Source organism: Vibrio sp. 10N.247.310.98 (assembly GCF_041467395.1).
Taxonomy (GTDB): domain Bacteria; phylum Pseudomonadota; class Gammaproteobacteria; order Enterobacterales; family Vibrionaceae; genus Vibrio; species Vibrio crassostreae_C.
The window spans coordinates 66,614-81,289 of sequence record NZ_JBFSUL010000003.1; the positions used below are offsets into that span (position 1 = coordinate 66,614).

The 14,676-nt window shown below is 42.8% G+C and carries 14 protein-coding genes; 5 read left to right on the top strand and 9 right to left on the bottom strand.

All coding sequences use genetic code 11. The features are described 5' to 3' along the window. Positions 1–247 precede the first annotated feature (247 nt). Together AB6E78_RS02050 and yegD are read right to left on the bottom strand one after the other, a co-directional pair. Complete coding sequence (locus tag AB6E78_RS02050) at positions 248–1,285, bottom strand: porin (protein ID WP_017061761.1); 1,038 nt, start codon at positions 1,283–1,285, stop codon at positions 248–250. 491 nt (positions 1,286–1,776) lie between these two features. Beyond that, positions 1,777–3,129: a molecular chaperone gene (gene yegD, locus AB6E78_RS02055; protein WP_017064846.1), complete on the bottom strand. Its 1,353-nt coding sequence runs from the start codon at positions 3,127–3,129 to the stop codon at positions 1,777–1,779. 160 nt (positions 3,130–3,289) lie between these two features. On the opposite strand from yegD, the gene AB6E78_RS02060 reads away from it, so the two are divergent. Further along, a complete protein-coding gene (locus tag AB6E78_RS02060; RefSeq protein ID WP_080582242.1) occupies positions 3,290–3,598 on the top strand; it encodes a DUF1289 domain-containing protein in 309 nt (102 codons plus the stop codon). Positions 3,599–3,732: 134 nt separating this feature from the next. Here AB6E78_RS02060 and AB6E78_RS02065 read toward each other — a convergent pair whose 3' ends face one another. Continuing rightward, positions 3,733–4,083, bottom strand: coding sequence for a HopJ type III effector protein (locus AB6E78_RS02065; RefSeq protein ID WP_017061764.1), 351 nt, complete (start codon positions 4,081–4,083; stop codon positions 3,733–3,735). Between the two features lie 194 nt (positions 4,084–4,277). Between AB6E78_RS02065 and AB6E78_RS02070 the strand changes: the two genes are divergently transcribed. Continuing rightward, entirely contained in the window at positions 4,278–4,937 is a 660-nt protein-coding gene (locus AB6E78_RS02070; protein WP_372132494.1) for a PilZ domain-containing protein, read from the top strand. A gap of 59 nt (positions 4,938–4,996) precedes the next feature. Here AB6E78_RS02070 and luxQ read toward each other — a convergent pair whose 3' ends face one another. From luxQ to AB6E78_RS02095, 5 genes are all read right to left on the bottom strand, one after another. Then, positions 4,997–7,570, bottom strand: a complete 2,574-nt coding sequence (gene luxQ, locus AB6E78_RS02075) for a quorum-sensing autoinducer 2 sensor kinase/phosphatase LuxQ (RefSeq protein ID WP_372132497.1) — start codon at positions 7,568–7,570, stop codon at positions 4,997–4,999. Continuing rightward, on the bottom strand, positions 7,570–8,664 hold the full coding sequence (locus AB6E78_RS02080; protein ID WP_029235787.1) for an autoinducer 2-binding periplasmic protein LuxP: 1,095 nt from the start codon (positions 8,662–8,664) through the stop codon (positions 7,570–7,572). The genes luxQ and AB6E78_RS02080 overlap by 1 nt, the downstream gene beginning before the upstream one ends. Before the next feature lie 308 nt (positions 8,665–8,972). Further along, the gene (locus AB6E78_RS02085; protein WP_017061768.1) at positions 8,973–9,287 is read right to left on the bottom strand and encodes a GIY-YIG nuclease family protein; all 315 of its coding nucleotides are present in this window, start codon (positions 9,285–9,287) and stop codon (positions 8,973–8,975) included. Continuing rightward, positions 9,288–9,944, bottom strand: coding sequence for a YceH family protein (locus AB6E78_RS02090; RefSeq protein ID WP_017061769.1), 657 nt, complete (start codon positions 9,942–9,944; stop codon positions 9,288–9,290). Between the two features lie 56 nt (positions 9,945–10,000). Then, positions 10,001–10,201: a hypothetical protein gene (locus AB6E78_RS02095; protein WP_017068647.1), complete on the bottom strand. Its 201-nt coding sequence runs from the start codon at positions 10,199–10,201 to the stop codon at positions 10,001–10,003. Positions 10,202–10,396: 195 nt separating this feature from the next. Here AB6E78_RS02095 and AB6E78_RS02100 point away from each other — a divergent pair, with 195 nt between their 5' ends. The 3 genes from AB6E78_RS02100 to AB6E78_RS02110 all read left to right on the top strand — a co-directional run bounded on the left by AB6E78_RS02100 (position 10,397) and on the right by AB6E78_RS02110 (position 11,938). Further along, positions 10,397–10,711 (top strand): DUF496 family protein, encoded by a 315-nt coding sequence (locus tag AB6E78_RS02100; protein ID WP_004742367.1) that lies wholly within the window; start codon positions 10,397–10,399, stop codon positions 10,709–10,711. Between the two features lie 197 nt (positions 10,712–10,908). Beyond that, entirely contained in the window at positions 10,909–11,535 is a 627-nt protein-coding gene (locus AB6E78_RS02105; RefSeq protein WP_017066096.1) for a D-Ala-D-Ala carboxypeptidase family metallohydrolase, read from the top strand. Positions 11,536–11,701: 166 nt separating this feature from the next. Next, on the top strand, positions 11,702–11,938 hold the full coding sequence (locus tag AB6E78_RS02110) for a hypothetical protein (RefSeq protein WP_017061772.1): 237 nt from the start codon (positions 11,702–11,704) through the stop codon (positions 11,936–11,938). 31 nt (positions 11,939–11,969) lie between these two features. On the opposite strand, the gene AB6E78_RS02115 is transcribed toward AB6E78_RS02110, so the two are convergent. Next, on the bottom strand, positions 11,970–14,561 hold the full coding sequence (locus tag AB6E78_RS02115) for an ATP-binding protein (RefSeq protein WP_372132500.1): 2,592 nt from the start codon (positions 14,559–14,561) through the stop codon (positions 11,970–11,972). Positions 14,562–14,676 lie beyond the last annotated feature (115 nt).

A 14,676-nucleotide genomic window follows, 5' to 3' on the forward strand; every position in this document is an offset into this window, starting at 1 on the left:
ATCATAAAATGAGAGTCTTCGACAAGATGGTTACTAAGATCTAAATTCTGATCTTTAGCTCAATTCGATGATTTGAAAGCGTTTATACGAAGGTCGCAATAGTGCGAAATCACCATTCAAGACAAAAGCCCAAAACGAAAAAAGCCCTCTCTAACCAAAAGGTTTGAGAGGGCTTAGCATGGTGTCTAGGACAGTATCCTAAAAGGTAAACCTAAGGAGTAAACACTATGCTAAATCAGTCTGCGACTTATAGGTAGTAACGAGCACCAAGTAGCCATTGGTCGTCAGCTTTCTCTTTGTACTCACCAGAACCTTGTAGGTCGAATTGGTAACCAGCGAAGCCTACGAACTGAGATGTGAAGTTGTATTCAGCTTGTAGAGCTGTTGTAGAGAATACTGTTTCGCTCTTCTTATCGTCTTCTACCGCTTCGTAGTTAACGCTTAGGTTAAGGCTGTTAGAAAGCGCGTAAGATGCAAGCAATTCAACTGCAACTGACTCTTCAAGAATCTGGCCGTTACCTGAGTTCATGTAGTTGTTCATTGCGTATACACCAGCAAGGTATAAACCTTCAGCGCCGTATGAACCGTAAGTTGCACTTACTACATGTGAATCAGCAGTTTGTGAACCAGCAAGAGCGTAAGTTACGTCACCTGTGTTGTATGCGTAGTTTGCAGTGAAATCAGCGATCGCGTAGTTCAACGCGATTTGAGCACGGTTGCCGTATTCGTTCGCACCATCAGCTTTGCGACCTTGCCATGCAACAGCTGCGTTTAGAGAACCAGCGTTACCGAAGTCGATAGCGTTGCCGTAGCTAACCATCTCTTCGCCACGACCAGTACCTAGATTACCGTGATCTTCGTAGATGAAGTCATTCGCAAATGCGATTGGCATATCTGCTACACCAGCAACGTTGTAGTAAGGTGCCCATTGAGTACCTACTGCTGCACGACCGTAATCATCGTGAGAAAGGCCAACGTAACCAAGACGAGTTGTGAATGACTGATCACCACCGTCTAGCATGTTTAGCGCCCATTCACCTTTAGCATCAGCAGTAAAGCCGTTGCCAAGTTCATGAGTTGCACCGAAGTTGATACGTGGAGAAACAGTTTCTACACCGATGTCGTCGCTGTTAAGGCGGTCATCGCTGTTTACATCACCAACTGCAACTGAAACGTGGCCGCCAACAGAGAATGTTGTGCCGTCTTCGTTGTAAAGTTCTACTGCAACTGCCTGTGTACCAAATACTGCACCAGAAATTGCTAGCGCTAAAAGTTTCTTATTCATTGTCATATCCATTATGTAACTGGGTGAGTTATTCACTAACAACCTCGTGCTTACGGAGAAGTTGTTACCTGCATTTAACAAGTAGGCAAACCCTAATATACGAATGACAAGAAAGTTGCATTAAAATATATAAAATAAAAAAAATCGCACTATAAAAAACAAAAATACCCTTTAAAACAGTTGATTAACACGACAATTGCTGGGATCTCTTTTCATTCTTTGAGATAAATACTTTGATTATTTTTGATTTTATAATCACTAAAAAAGCATTAAAAATCTAAACCCAAGGTAACTCATCAGACCATCGAGAGGCTCGCCTTTGCCTTTGAAACATTTTGTAACACGTAGAGCTCAGCTGAAATATTTAGCTTTGTGAAACAAATCCCAATATGAGCTAGGAAAAATCGTTCAATAGAAAGTTCATTAGAGAAAAACAAAAAAAGGGCAACCAATCAGCGACTGGTTGCCCTTCATAACTCATCATTGAACTCTTATTTGAAGCAAACCTCAGCCCAACGAGCTAAACCTGCAGTTACTGAACCGAAGTAATTACCACTCACAATCGGTACATTCGGCACAGCTTGTTGTACGGCTTCACGAAGTATCGGTGAACGAGCGGAACCACCCGTCATGTAGATTACGTCTGGCTTTTTCTGGCCTTGTTGAATCGCTTCTTTAACCAACTCAATCATCTTAGACTTTGGTGTTTCAATCGCTTCAACCATCTGTTCGACTGAGATATCTACCTCGACCAGTTCAGAGGCAACATTAATCGCAGCACGATATTGAGGGGATTCTGCCAGCGCAATCTTGGCCTCTTCCGCTCTACGCACAATACCGTAACCCAAAGTGTCGTGATAAACCTTCATCAAACGTTCTAGCTTTTGAGGCTCTGACGCTTCTTTACGAAGTAATTTTAATGCCGCTAGGTTTTCTCTTGAATAGAAGTTCTTTTGAGCTTCAACATTATTAATCGCAATTGGGTTCCAGAATTGAGTCAGTGGCATATCAATACCCGAAATGCCTTTGCTGCCCATACCAAAAGGTGACATCAGTTGTTTGAATGCAAGATAGATATCGAGGTCATTCCCCCCTACCCTTTGCCCACTGTGTGCCAACAAGCTCTGGGTACGATCCGCTTTACCAGACCACGTTGGTCCCATTTCTAATAATGAGCAATCGGTGGTACCACCGCCAATATCAACAACCAATACTGTTTGGTTTTCAGTTAATGTGCTTTCGTAATCAAGGCCTGCGGCTACGGGCTCAAATTGAAAAGCGATATCAAGGAAACCGGCACGCTTAGCTGCGCGAGACAGTATGTCTTCAGCTTGTCTGTTCGCCTCTTCACCACCTCGACCGTGGAAGTTAATTGGTCGGCCGATAACAGCTTGCTTGATCTGCTCTTGAGTCGTGAGTTCGGCTTGATTCTTGATATTTGCCATCATGGCGCACACTAAATCTTCGAAAAAGCTCACCTGCACATCATGCAGTCCACTCGCGCCAAGGAAAGATTTAGGGGACTTAACATAATAAACATCGCGAGGGTCTTCTAAATATAAGTCCAACGCAGCCTGACCAAATGCCATGTCTTCTGGCACTAAGTCGATACTCTCTTCTCTGTTCAGCGCAATCGCACGTCGTAGTACTTGTTCACCGATCGCATCACTCGGCTTGATATTCAAGTGGCGGAATAGATGTTCAGAAACACTCTCACGAGTAGGCGCAAACACGGTTGAGGGAATATAGTGGTTGTTACCTTCTAGCGGTAACAGGCTTGGCTCTCCATTAACCATCGCCGCGACAGAACAGTTCGCTGTTCCATAATCAAATCCAATAAACATAATATCCCCCCACTCAACAAAAGGGGCGAGATGCTACATGAAAAGCCTAAAAATTACGAGGTCATTTCTAAATTTAACTGAGTAATTTCTTAGCTTAACGGCTCTTCAAGAAGAAACAAATATGCTACATTTCAGCCCAAATGAATCACAGGTTAGAGAAATGAAAACACCTTGCCGAGCGGCTTGTAAAAATAATGGCGGAATGTGTAGTGGCTGCTTTCGAACAATGGATGAAATTATAGGTTGGAAAGGCTTATCTGAAGAAGAGCAAACGTCGGTTATGGATAATCTTAGTGGCGCGAGTTCGACTCACCAATGTCCACAGTGTAATGAGCCAGCTCAATGCGATATCAGTGCGGGCAAAGAGACGTGTTGGTGTTTTGAGTTAGAAAAACGAGATACTAGCGATATTCCAAAGGCTGGAGTTTGTATGTGTCGTAAGTGCTTGTCTGCCCTGCCCGTTCAGTAGTTTAGAGCCCATTTAGTAAGTTACTGGATAGCAAGTTACTAGCCAGTTCAACATAGACAAAAAAAGCGAGAGGTTGTTTTCTCGCTTCAAAATACTGAGATTAAATTTCGACCTAATCGTTACCTGGTTAGTGTCTACTTCACTTTTGCAACCAGCGCAGGCTGAGAAAACTGGATACCATTCCAGCCATGAACCATAAAGTTACGAATATTTTGATGGTCGCTGTTCTCAGGAAAACCTAGCACGTCGTTACGATAAAATTGACCAAAACAAGCAAGTGTTTGCTCTGCTGATAGGCCTTGCTCTAAACCAAAAGCAAAAATCTTACACGAACCATTATTCTGCCCTGCAGCGTTCACTACCTCACCATTGCGAAATTCGCGCTCAGAAAAATCATAGTGAGCTTCGATCACTTGCATTGTATCTTCAAATTGCACGGCCTCTGGGGTTTCAGCCAGAGTATTCAATAAGGTTTCCAGTTCCATTTACTATTTCTCCATCAAGTATATATCTGTCAGCAGTGTATCTTGTTTTACGACAAGAGTAAGCCGTTGTTTACTTGAGATAGCGATTCACTTTTTTGTTGTACGCTGCTAATTACTTCAATGAAACTAATGACATAGTTTTATCAGGGCGTTATATTATTTTATCAAACGATTAACATTATTCAGTAACGAATATGCATAAAGATAAAAACTTAGAACTGTTCAGATACCTAAAGCCAGGTACAAAAACAGCAGGTGTATTGGAATTTGGCCCAGACGACTCAATCCAGATCAGTACACTTTATATCGGACACAAAGAAGATCAGTACCTTATCCTTGAGCTTACGCAAAAAGCGACAGAAGCACTGACGCTGAGAAAGCTCACAAACGTTGATATTATTGTTCGTGCGATTACCGACACCGAACTTGGGCACATCGTCGCGTTCAAAACCAATGTACTGGCTCATATCACCTCACCAGCACATCTAATCTTCCTTCGCCCACCCTCAAACTTTGCAACCAAGCCTATTCGTGAACACGAAAGGTATAAGGTACGTCTCAGCTGTGAAGTCACCTTTGATACCTTGTCGCTGGATGCCACACTGGTCGATTTTTCAGCTTCAGGCTGCGGTATCTATCTTACCCAGCAATCAGATATCGATGTCGGCTGGAAAATAAAAGTTAATTCTGACTTAAATGAGTACTTAGGTGACGATCTAGTCTACAAAGTGGTGAGTAAGAAAAGGCAAAGACAAGGCTGGCTGCTAGGTATCCAATTCCCCGAACACCTAGATATGAGTGATGAGTTGAAAACGCTGCTATTGGAACAAGCCTTTGTCGCTGGCTCTATATAAAGGCAGCAAATTAGTTACTTCTCTTCAATAAAGTCCGTTTAAGAGCACTAAGTTAAAACCTAGTGCTCTGTATCATTCCAGTATGAGTTTTTAAAATGAACAAACGCTTGGTGGAGCGACTCTTCTTTAATCGGCTTTACAATCACGTAATTCGCCCCTGCGGCCAAAAAGCTGTCTCTAGTTGACTCTTGAGCATCAGCGGTACACGCATAAATAGGGGCTGACACACCAATCTCACCTCTTAGCTGCTGAGTGGTTTCAACACCACCGAGATTAGGGAGTTGGTTATCCATCAAGATCAAGTCATAGGTAATCGTCTTAGCCATCTCAATCGCTTCTAAGCCATCTTTTACCCAGGTGACGACCATGCCATATTTCTTACAGAAAGCCTGAGCAATAAAGGCGTTGGTGTGATTGTCTTCCACCAGCAACACATTCAAAGGTCGACTAAACAACGCCTCTGGCTCAACCTCAGCTTGTTGCTTAGCATCGACTAATAGCGGCTTGGCGTGTACGACTACAGGAATTTCTATCGTGAACTCTGAGCCTTGACCTATCACGCTGCGGACTTGAATGTCCCCTTCCAGCATATCGACCAGATTTTTTACAATTGTAAGTCCTAAACCAGTGCCACCATATTCACGAGTGGTGGTCTCTTCGGCTTGAACAAAGGGTTCAAAAACAGCATCAATTTTGCTTTCATCAATACCAATGCCAGAATCTTTCACTCGAACGATCAAGCTGGCGTGATCGGAGTTAAAGATACTCTCGAGCTCAAAGCTGACGGAGATACCGCCTTGATGAGTGAATTTAAAAGCATTACTCAACAGATTAAACATGATCTGATTGAGGCGTACTTGGTCGGTATTGATTTCAATGTCATCAACCAAGTGATTCACAATGGTAAATTCGACGGATTTATCTTCACACAGCGGTCGATAGATGCTGTCTAAGGTATTAACTAACTCCCCTAAACGGAAGTCTTTCTTTTGAATATTAAACTGCCCTTGCTCAATCTTTGAGAAGTCCAAGATATCGTTAAGTACCGCCAGTAAATGTTCCGCACTATTACACAGTACATCCACCTGCTCGCGATTATCTTCATTGTGCATAGAGCGCTTGAGCAGCTGAGACACACCGAGAATACCGTTGAGCGGCGTGCGAATCTCATGACTCATCTTAGCTAAGAAGTCTGCTCGCACATTCGCAAGATGCTCAGCTTCTTCTCTTGCTCGATCAGCCTGTCTTTCCGCCTCGATTAGCTTAGTAATATCTTGCCCTTGTACCACCACTCCTGTGATGCCGTGTTCCACGCGAATAGCAGACATGTTCCAACGAAACACCTTTTCACCAATGGGTACGTTAATACCCGTCAGTTTAGAACCCTGAACCACCATTTGAATATTAGGCAGCATTCGCTGCTCAAACTCTTGGGCAATTGGACCATAATTGTCATCAGCATCGAACAACGCCATGCGAGCGGCGGGGTTCATCTGAATCAAATCGCCTTTTTCAGACCAAACTAAGATAGGCGAATGAGCAAAGTTAAAGAGATCTTGGAATTTTTGATTCTGTTCAGATAAGCGCTCAAAGGTGTCTTCAAGAGTACAACCAATATGATGAAATTCGAAAATGTTAGAGCCATCGAACTTGTTGTACTTTTCGCTAGCACTTGCCGAACGAGTAAAGTCCATTAGCTTATCAAGCTCGGCTGAGACTCTCTTTTGAATCCAAGTTCGAGCAAAAAAAGACATCAATATGATCACCACAATCACCACGATGATCGCACGCTGATAATTCTCTTCTAACGCAATGAAATTATTATTTTTTTGAACAGCTCGAATGATTAAAGGAGTTTCAACAGCATTAATCTTAATGGTTGCGATGGTAACGAAATGACGCGGCAACTGTTCGTACATTTGGTAATTGAGGATGTCAGTAATGGTGTAGCTTTCATCACCACTGAATGTCGATGTCACCGGTGTACCGTGCGCTTCAATCACGATATTTTCGCTATTACTGCCCTGTTGGATTGACTCAGCCAAAGAGAAGTTGTTGTCAAGCACAATGGCGATATAGAGTTGACCAAGGACTTCCCCAGTAGCGTTATCAACAATAGGGGTACGGCGAGCCAACAAGTGACGCTTACCTATATCTGTCCTCAGTTTAATAAAATGCCAATTACTGCTGAACGAAACCTCATCAGAAATATGCTTTAAGTTGGACTCATCCAAACCATAAAATTGACTGTTGCCGTCTTCCCAAGCCAAACCATCGTGGGTTGAGACAAAGCGTAAATCTGGTGCATGATCCGGTTCACGTTGGTCAACACCAAAGAAAAAGTAGCTCAGAGTCTCGTCATTACCCGTATCAAAGTACTCTCTGAGAGTTTCACTGTGTGAGCTACTGTCTTGATGGATTTGCAGCACCGACAAACGATAATCAAACATGTTTTGGATCAGGCTTGAGGTTTGCTGTACCGTTCGATTCGTCTCTTGCTGTACGATATTACTGCTGGTTTCATAATTATGAATAAGCACGCCAAGTGCCATCACGCCTATCACCAAAATAACGATACGCGTAATGAGTCTAGCTAAAGTGTTTCTAGGTGTACTGGCGTAACTTTTCTTCATTAGTGACCTGAGTACCTAAATGCTCGCTGTTTAAGTTCTGAAATACGTTCTGGGGAATCTTCCTTGGTGACAATTTCAAATTCACCAGAGTAAACGGTAGGCACTTCCAAACCGGCTAGATCCCACTTGATCGCCTCTGCCATTGCAATGCCTGTATCGTCGTTCATACGCATGACAGTAACATCTAGGTCGCCCCTTGCAATGGCTTCAAGTTCAGCAGAGCCGCCTCCCCAACCATTCACTAAGATGTCTTGGCCCGATTCACGAATCGCTTCCATTGCACCGAGAGCGACATCCGTTGAACATGCATAGATAAAGTCTAGATCCTTATCGTTCTCTATGCTGATTTTAGCCGCTTGGTAGCCACTGTCTTTGTTTGATTTTGTGTAAAACGAAGACTTAAGGGTAAAGTTGGTAACCGTATTCACTTCATGGATAAAAGTATCTCCACGCGCATCACTGATATAGCCTTGTGAGTAATACAAAACAGAATACTTACTGTCTGGCGGACTTACTTGTTTAAAATAGTCCGCCAGTTTTAAGCTGCCTGTCGCATGGTCAAAACCCACATACATAAATGGCTGTCTATCTGCCCAAGCTCGCACTGGCGTCGTGATATTTTGAAGAATCAGTTTGGTGTCTGTAGAGGTCAACACGTGCTCGATAAACTTGCGGTGGCGCGTGGTATCTAGCGTGAAAATCAAATAATCCGTCTTGTTTTCAATCGCTTCTTGCAACGAAATACTCTGCTGCGCGAGATCGGCATTAATACGGGTAAATACTTGATTTATTTGGTAGCGGATCTTCAGCCTATCGAGACGCTTCTCAAAAGCTTGAATATTACGAACCCAGTAATCCGAGATCTGTTGGCCCGGATACACCACGGAAATCGTAATTGGTTCGTCTTGGATTCTTCTCAGTGGCACAGGGTGATTTTGTACAGCCTCGACCATTTTATCGGTCAATGCTCTTTGTTCTGGAAAAGTGGAAAGATAATCTTGGTATTCCCAGTACCTATTGAGGACATGAGTACCATGGGAAAGAGCGGACGCAGAAAATACGGCAAGTCCAAACAACATCAGTAAACGTTTCATATTTTTCTCGTTTTATATGAGCTACTTTGGCTCATTTTTTAACCTAGCATGACACCATCTCTTTGTATGGCTAATGGATATTATGTAGGACAACGATGATAAATGATAGCGTCTAACACTAATTAGAACGACATTCTAAATGAGCAATATGTTAATTTGGAATGGAGATTAAGAACAACGAGTTAAATTATGATTTCAGCCCATTCACGGTAAGAGTAATTACCATTTAAATTCATAAGCTTAGCTAGATCCGATATAGCTCCTTACACTATTAAGATTTAATCAATAACAAACATTTTAGCTATGAATTATGAGACTTCGATATATTGAATTTTGTCTTTTTGCCACTCAATAATCAGTTTGAGTGATACCAGTTTTTCTTTGCGGGATTTGGGCAACTGCTTGATCGCGTATTCGGTTTTCAACGCCTCACTTTTTGAGCCAACACCAAAGCTCCAAACCAGCTTAAGTGGGCCTTTACCTTTTAAAGCTTTGGCGCCTTTACCGGTTTGATGTTGTTCAAATCGACGTTCTAGATTGTTCGTCACGCCACAATAAAGGGCATTGTGACGATTGCGGATCAAGTACACGACCCAATCCGCATTTTTATCAGCATCTGACATTTAAAGCAGTGATTCAACCAGAGCCTTAAGCTCTGCCACTTCTGCTCGTAGGCTTGCAACTTCAGACTCAAGCTCTTCAAACTTTTCACTCGTTGCAGAGGGGGCAGCCGCGCTTACTGATGCCATCGCAAACGCTTCAACGTCCACTTCACCGCTCAACAAATGCTGGTAGCGTGATTCACGTTTACCCGCTTCGCGTGGCAGCTTCACAACCAAGGCACCTGCTTCTCTTGCAGCGAGTTTGTCTAATGTTGCTTCTACTTCTTTCACATCACTAAAGTTTGCAAGGCGACCCGTTCGAGTACGAAGTTCACCGGGTGTTTGCGCACCGCGCAGTAACATACAGCAGATGATTGCACGCTCTTGCTCTGTAAATTGCAGATCGCCGAACTCAGTGTTGCAGAAACGATGCTGATACTTATTAACACGGCTATTGAAGCTGCTCTCATCACTCACCATGCGACGTCCGATTAAACCATCAACTGCATCTAAAACATCTGACTCAGAAAGAGAGAGAACAGGTTCACGGTTACTCTTTTGATTGCATGCCGTGGTTAAACTGTTCAGTGTCAGTGGGTAATGATCGGGAGTAGTGACTTCTTTCTCGATCAAACAACCGATAATTCTCGCTTCAATTGGGGAAAGTACTGTGTTCATCGTTTTTCCTTTTTATTATTTTGATAATTCCATCTCAACACCTAACAATGCAGTAACTAGTGTTCAGACAAAATTGGTACTCGTTTCTTTCTGCCCTGTTCATCAATCATTATGATCTTAGAACGGTTTAGCTCTATTTCCACGACTTCCAAATAAGTACGCTCTTGTACATACGCATCACGAAGCTTGTTTTGTTCTGCTGAAGATTCAGTGACATTGTCGTCCAATTCTTCGTTTTCCAATTGTTGTTGATTCATTTCACATTTCGTATCAATGCAGTATCTACATGGGATACTAACTTGAACGGTAAGATAAAAACAATCACACATCAGCGAGAGTGACGAATAATTAAACAACCTTACTTTTGCTTTGATCTAAAGACTGTTACATCATCAATTGATGTGCTTTAATCAGAAGCAGACAACGTATTTGACGAATAGGAAAAGGAATCTATGAGCAGCGTATTTGAAATTGTTAACCAAGCACGACGTAAGAACAAACTTAAGCGTGAACTTTTAGACAACGAAAAGAAAGTTCGTGACAACCGTAAGCGTGTCGACCTTCTTGATAACCTACTTGATTACATCAAGCCAGAGATGACTCACGACGAGATCCTAGGCATTATCAAAAATATGAAAGCTGACTACGAAGACCGTGTTGATGACCACATCATCAAGAGCGCTGAGATTTCTAAAGCTCGCCGTGACATCAGCCGTCGCATTCGTGAACTGACAGAAGAAGACAAGCAAATCCAAGGTAAGAAGTAATCTAACCTCGCTAATTTACTTGTAACAATGTTAGTAACCCACTCTTAGTAGTGGGTTTTTTTTACCTAAACTCCAGCGTCTATACTTAAGCATCTAAACCTAACCGTCTAGGCTTAAGCGTACCTAAGCAAAATGAATGAAACTCAACAGCAGTATCAAACTAAATAACGAGTGTACACTAGCGATGGAGAGACTTTATGTACGGAAGTATTCTGATAACCTTGGCGTTATCAACGACACAACCTTACCCTGAAAAATTTGAGAAACTTTATACCGAAGAAACCGAAATCACTTATGACGATCTCGTGGTCGATGTTCATGGCTACAAGGTTCCGACCCGATCAGCATTTCGAGGTTGGATGCTCCTCAATCACGCTCAAGACCAAGTGAGAGCAATCGGACAACAACTCAAGGACAATGGCGTTACTCAGAGCATGCCTCTGCATCTCGTTCTATTGCAAGGGACGGATTGGGCAATGAGTAATACAACCTTGTTTACCCTCCCAAATAAGAAACATGTGCCAAACATGATCAATACCCTGAAGTACATACAACAATATATTGAGCCTGAAATCGGTGTTGTTATACCAGTATCTGGAGAGCGAACCGATATCTACAATCAACAAGCTGGTGGTGCACTGCGAAGTAAGCACTTAGAGTTTTGTGCCTTAGACCTAGTGCCTGCAAATGACATTACTCGCGAAGATCTACACGTGAAACTTAAAAAGATTCATTCGGAATTCGGGCAAAAAAATAATGTTGGGCTTGGTTTATATTCAGGTGTTCGATTCCACATCGATACTTGTGGGTTTAGACAATGGTAAAGAAACACGATCAAGTCATAAAGACCTGAAATTCGCACGTGTCACTTAGACTCTAAAAACAAGCGAAATTACATAAGATTATGATTTTAAATGTAAATTAAAACTGGAACGCTAATTGATATTAATAACAAGTATCATAATTATTAATAGCAATTAGGAATTCAATATGAAGACGATGACTCAACGCTTTCAAACTCTGCTTTCTGTTTCAAACTTCAGTCTAGCTATCACAACCTTGCTTATGCTTCTCAGTATTATTGTTGCTTATCCAATGGCCGATCACTTCTCACTGCCAATTCAAATCGTCGCCCACATCAGCACCATCTTAGTCGCAGCCTTGCTGAACATCAGCTATGTCGGTCGTTGCCTTGCACAATACAACCTTGGATTGGAAGTTCGTTAAGTAGCGCCGCGCTAGCCTTGATACGGGAGCCCTAGACAATATCAAGGCTACTGAAAAGATCGTACAGCTGGTGAGATTTATAGGGTTTAGGTAAGTAGGCGTTCATACCGGCTTCAAAACAATCTTTGATGTCTTCTTCTAGAACACTGGCGGTTAAAGCTATGATGGGTAATGGTGTGACTTGTTGATCGGCTTCCCACTGACGTATCGCACGAGTCGCCGTTATGCCATCCATAACAGGCATCATGCAGTCCATTAAGACTGCATCAAACTGAGCACCCTGGGTGATGACATCCACCGCTTCTTGGCCATTACTGGCAATCAAATATTCATAACCCGCTTGCTCAAGGAAGAAGCTCGCTATTTTTTGATTCATCAGATTGTCTTCAACGATCAAAATGCGTCGATTCAGAGAGCGAACTTCTTCATCTTTTGCTTCCACTTGAGGCGTTTGCTCTTCGCCCACATCGAGAGATTGTAAGCTGGTTAAGAAACGTCGGCCCAAGAATGGCAAGGTATGAGTCGAGTGGACCGTTTCTCTGATTAGGTTGGTTTTAAATAGGTGATGCTGACAAACGATGACGCGAGCAAGAGGATATATCACCTTCAACGTCTCAAGATCTTTTTCCATAGAGTGGTGCAAGGTATGACAATAAAGTATGAAGTCACTTTCTTTTACACTTTCACTAAGGGCAGCAATGGATGACACCACATTGGCTCGAACATTCAAACGCTCACACTCTTTAACGAGCTGATCGAGGTAATTGAAAGAGTTCGAGATGATGGTCGCTCGGCTCAGGTTATCGAAAGTTTGAACAGGCGCTTCTACAACATCGACATACAAACAAAAAGTGAATGTAGAGCCCTCTCCTTTCACTGAACGCGCGGTAATGTAACCACCCATCAAATCAACAAGCTGTCGACAAATCGCAAGCCCTAACCCCGTACCGCCAAATTGACGGGTAATGCTGCCATCTTCTTGAGTGAAAGGTTCAAATATGGACTCTAACTTCTCGGGCTCAATCCCAATCCCGGTATCAGACACGCTGCATTCAAGCTTGCCCCTGCCCATAGACATAGGTGTATAAGCAATGTCAGTTGTAATTGTGCCCTTAGACGTAAATTTGATGGCATTAGAAAGCAGATTGGTCAGCACCTGTCTCACGCGGTACTCATCGAAAAACAGTTGTGACGGCGTTTGATAATCGATATTGATGTCGAGCTCAATATCCTTACTTATCGCTTTCGACTGAATCACACTCACAGAGTCATAAACCGCTTCTCGCAAATCAGCATTGTGTGGTGACAACATCAAGTTACCCGACTCGATTTTAGACAGGTCGAGTATGTCATTCAGCAGCACCAGTAAAGAGTGAGAGGACGATTCGATATCCCCCAGTACTTCTTGTTGATTTGGGCTCAGTTGGCTTTGAGATAAGATCTCAGCCATGCCAATGATCCCGTTAAGTGGCGTGCGTATTTCATGTGACATATTTGCTAAGAATGCGCTTTTGGCTTTGTTAGCCGAAATCGCGTCTTCTTTTGCTGTTATCAACTCTTTGTTGTGCAGATAGTTGCGTTCCATCACTCGATTTAGGGTTTCAGTGAACTCGGCAAGCTCATCGTTCCCTTGGATACGAATCACCTTTGGCTGGCCGTAGCTATCAGCGCATTCCGACACACCTTTCAAGATAATCGACAGGTTTCTGTTTAAGCGCAGAGATGTCGCAACCCCAAGCCACATCAAAACACCAGAAGCGATGAGTATAAGCAACGTCATGACCAAGGTTTGCCTTTTCTGCAACGCGATATTCTTGGTCAGTTCAAACTGTATTTGATTGGTGTAAGCGCCAATCGCGTCTGAAATAGCCCGTTTTTTAACCTCTAAGCTTTTCAAGTGTTGATATATTTCGGGTGATGAAAAGTCCCCTTTGAGGATTCGAGATATAAATTTGTCTTGAAAATCATCTTTGGCGACCGCGTTTAGCAGTTGCCTAATTTCAGGTGAACGAGTATCAGAGCGGAAAAATGTATCAAGCAACTGTTGCTGCCTCTCTAGCGCACCTACATAGCTCAATAAATATTGATTTCTTAGCTCGGGCGAGCGATACAAACTGAAGCTTAACCACGCTTCTCTCTGAGTCCAAAACACATAATGCGTAAGATTGATAAACATCGCGTCAGCTTGACTGATCTTTTCGTCCACGATGTTAATGCGATATTCAGATAGCTCCATTAACACGCCTTTTAGCAAGTCGAAAGCATGCTCTGCCAGTTGCGTGTTGTTGTCCGTAATCTGTGTTGCGTCGTTGTTCATACTGGAGGTTACGCGAGCGAGTTTCGCTAACACACTCTTAAGCTCAACCAACTGTGGTTCAACAGTCCAATTGCTGTCGAACTGTCGAAGCTGTTTCTCGTACTGAGCGAGTCTAGCTAAATCAGCTTGCAGCTTTAAAAGCAGCAGCTCTTTCTCTGGAGAGTCATTAGACAGAACCAACCATCGATAAGCATCGCTGGAAACGGTATTAAAAGATTGAAGCGCTTCAACCTTAATACGCGTTGTTTCAAGGTGATTCATCTTCTCATCGTTCTTAAGCACTTCATTCACTGTAAACCCGAACATAATGAGTACCGAAACCGTGGAAAGAAAAATAAGACGCCATCTAATTGACATATTTATCATTTTTATAACGACTCCCTTCCCGAAAGTAATTTACCTAGCCCAAATTAAGAATAGG

What these genes read in the sequence shown, in the direction of transcription:
- AB6E78_RS02050 (WP_017061761.1), bottom strand. Translation starts at nt 1,285, where the DNA reads ATGAATAAGAAACTTTTAGCGCTAGCAATTTCTGGTGCAGTATTTGGT.
- yegD (WP_017064846.1), bottom strand. Translation starts at nt 3,129, where the DNA reads ATGTTTATTGGATTTGATTATGGAACAGCGAACTGTTCTGTCGCGGCG.
- AB6E78_RS02060 (WP_080582242.1), top strand. Translation starts at nt 3,290, where the DNA reads ATGAAAACACCTTGCCGAGCGGCTTGTAAAAATAATGGCGGAATGTGT.
- AB6E78_RS02065 (WP_017061764.1), bottom strand. Translation starts at nt 4,083, where the DNA reads ATGGAACTGGAAACCTTATTGAATACTCTGGCTGAAACCCCAGAGGCC.
- AB6E78_RS02070 (WP_372132494.1), top strand. Translation starts at nt 4,278, where the DNA reads ATGCATAAAGATAAAAACTTAGAACTGTTCAGATACCTAAAGCCAGGT.
- luxQ (WP_372132497.1), bottom strand. Translation starts at nt 7,570, where the DNA reads ATGAAGAAAAGTTACGCCAGTACACCTAGAAACACTTTAGCTAGACTC.
- AB6E78_RS02080 (WP_029235787.1), bottom strand. Translation starts at nt 8,664, where the DNA reads ATGAAACGTTTACTGATGTTGTTTGGACTTGCCGTATTTTCTGCGTCC.
- AB6E78_RS02085 (WP_017061768.1), bottom strand. Translation starts at nt 9,287, where the DNA reads ATGTCAGATGCTGATAAAAATGCGGATTGGGTCGTGTACTTGATCCGC.
- AB6E78_RS02090 (WP_017061769.1), bottom strand. Translation starts at nt 9,944, where the DNA reads ATGAACACAGTACTTTCCCCAATTGAAGCGAGAATTATCGGTTGTTTG.
- AB6E78_RS02095 (WP_017068647.1), bottom strand. Translation starts at nt 10,201, where the DNA reads ATGAATCAACAACAATTGGAAAACGAAGAATTGGACGACAATGTCACT.
- AB6E78_RS02100 (WP_004742367.1), top strand. Translation starts at nt 10,397, where the DNA reads ATGAGCAGCGTATTTGAAATTGTTAACCAAGCACGACGTAAGAACAAA.
- AB6E78_RS02105 (WP_017066096.1), top strand. Translation starts at nt 10,909, where the DNA reads ATGTACGGAAGTATTCTGATAACCTTGGCGTTATCAACGACACAACCT.
- AB6E78_RS02110 (WP_017061772.1), top strand. Translation starts at nt 11,702, where the DNA reads ATGAAGACGATGACTCAACGCTTTCAAACTCTGCTTTCTGTTTCAAAC.
- AB6E78_RS02115 (WP_372132500.1), bottom strand. Translation starts at nt 14,561, where the DNA reads ATGTTCGGGTTTACAGTGAATGAAGTGCTTAAGAACGATGAGAAGATG.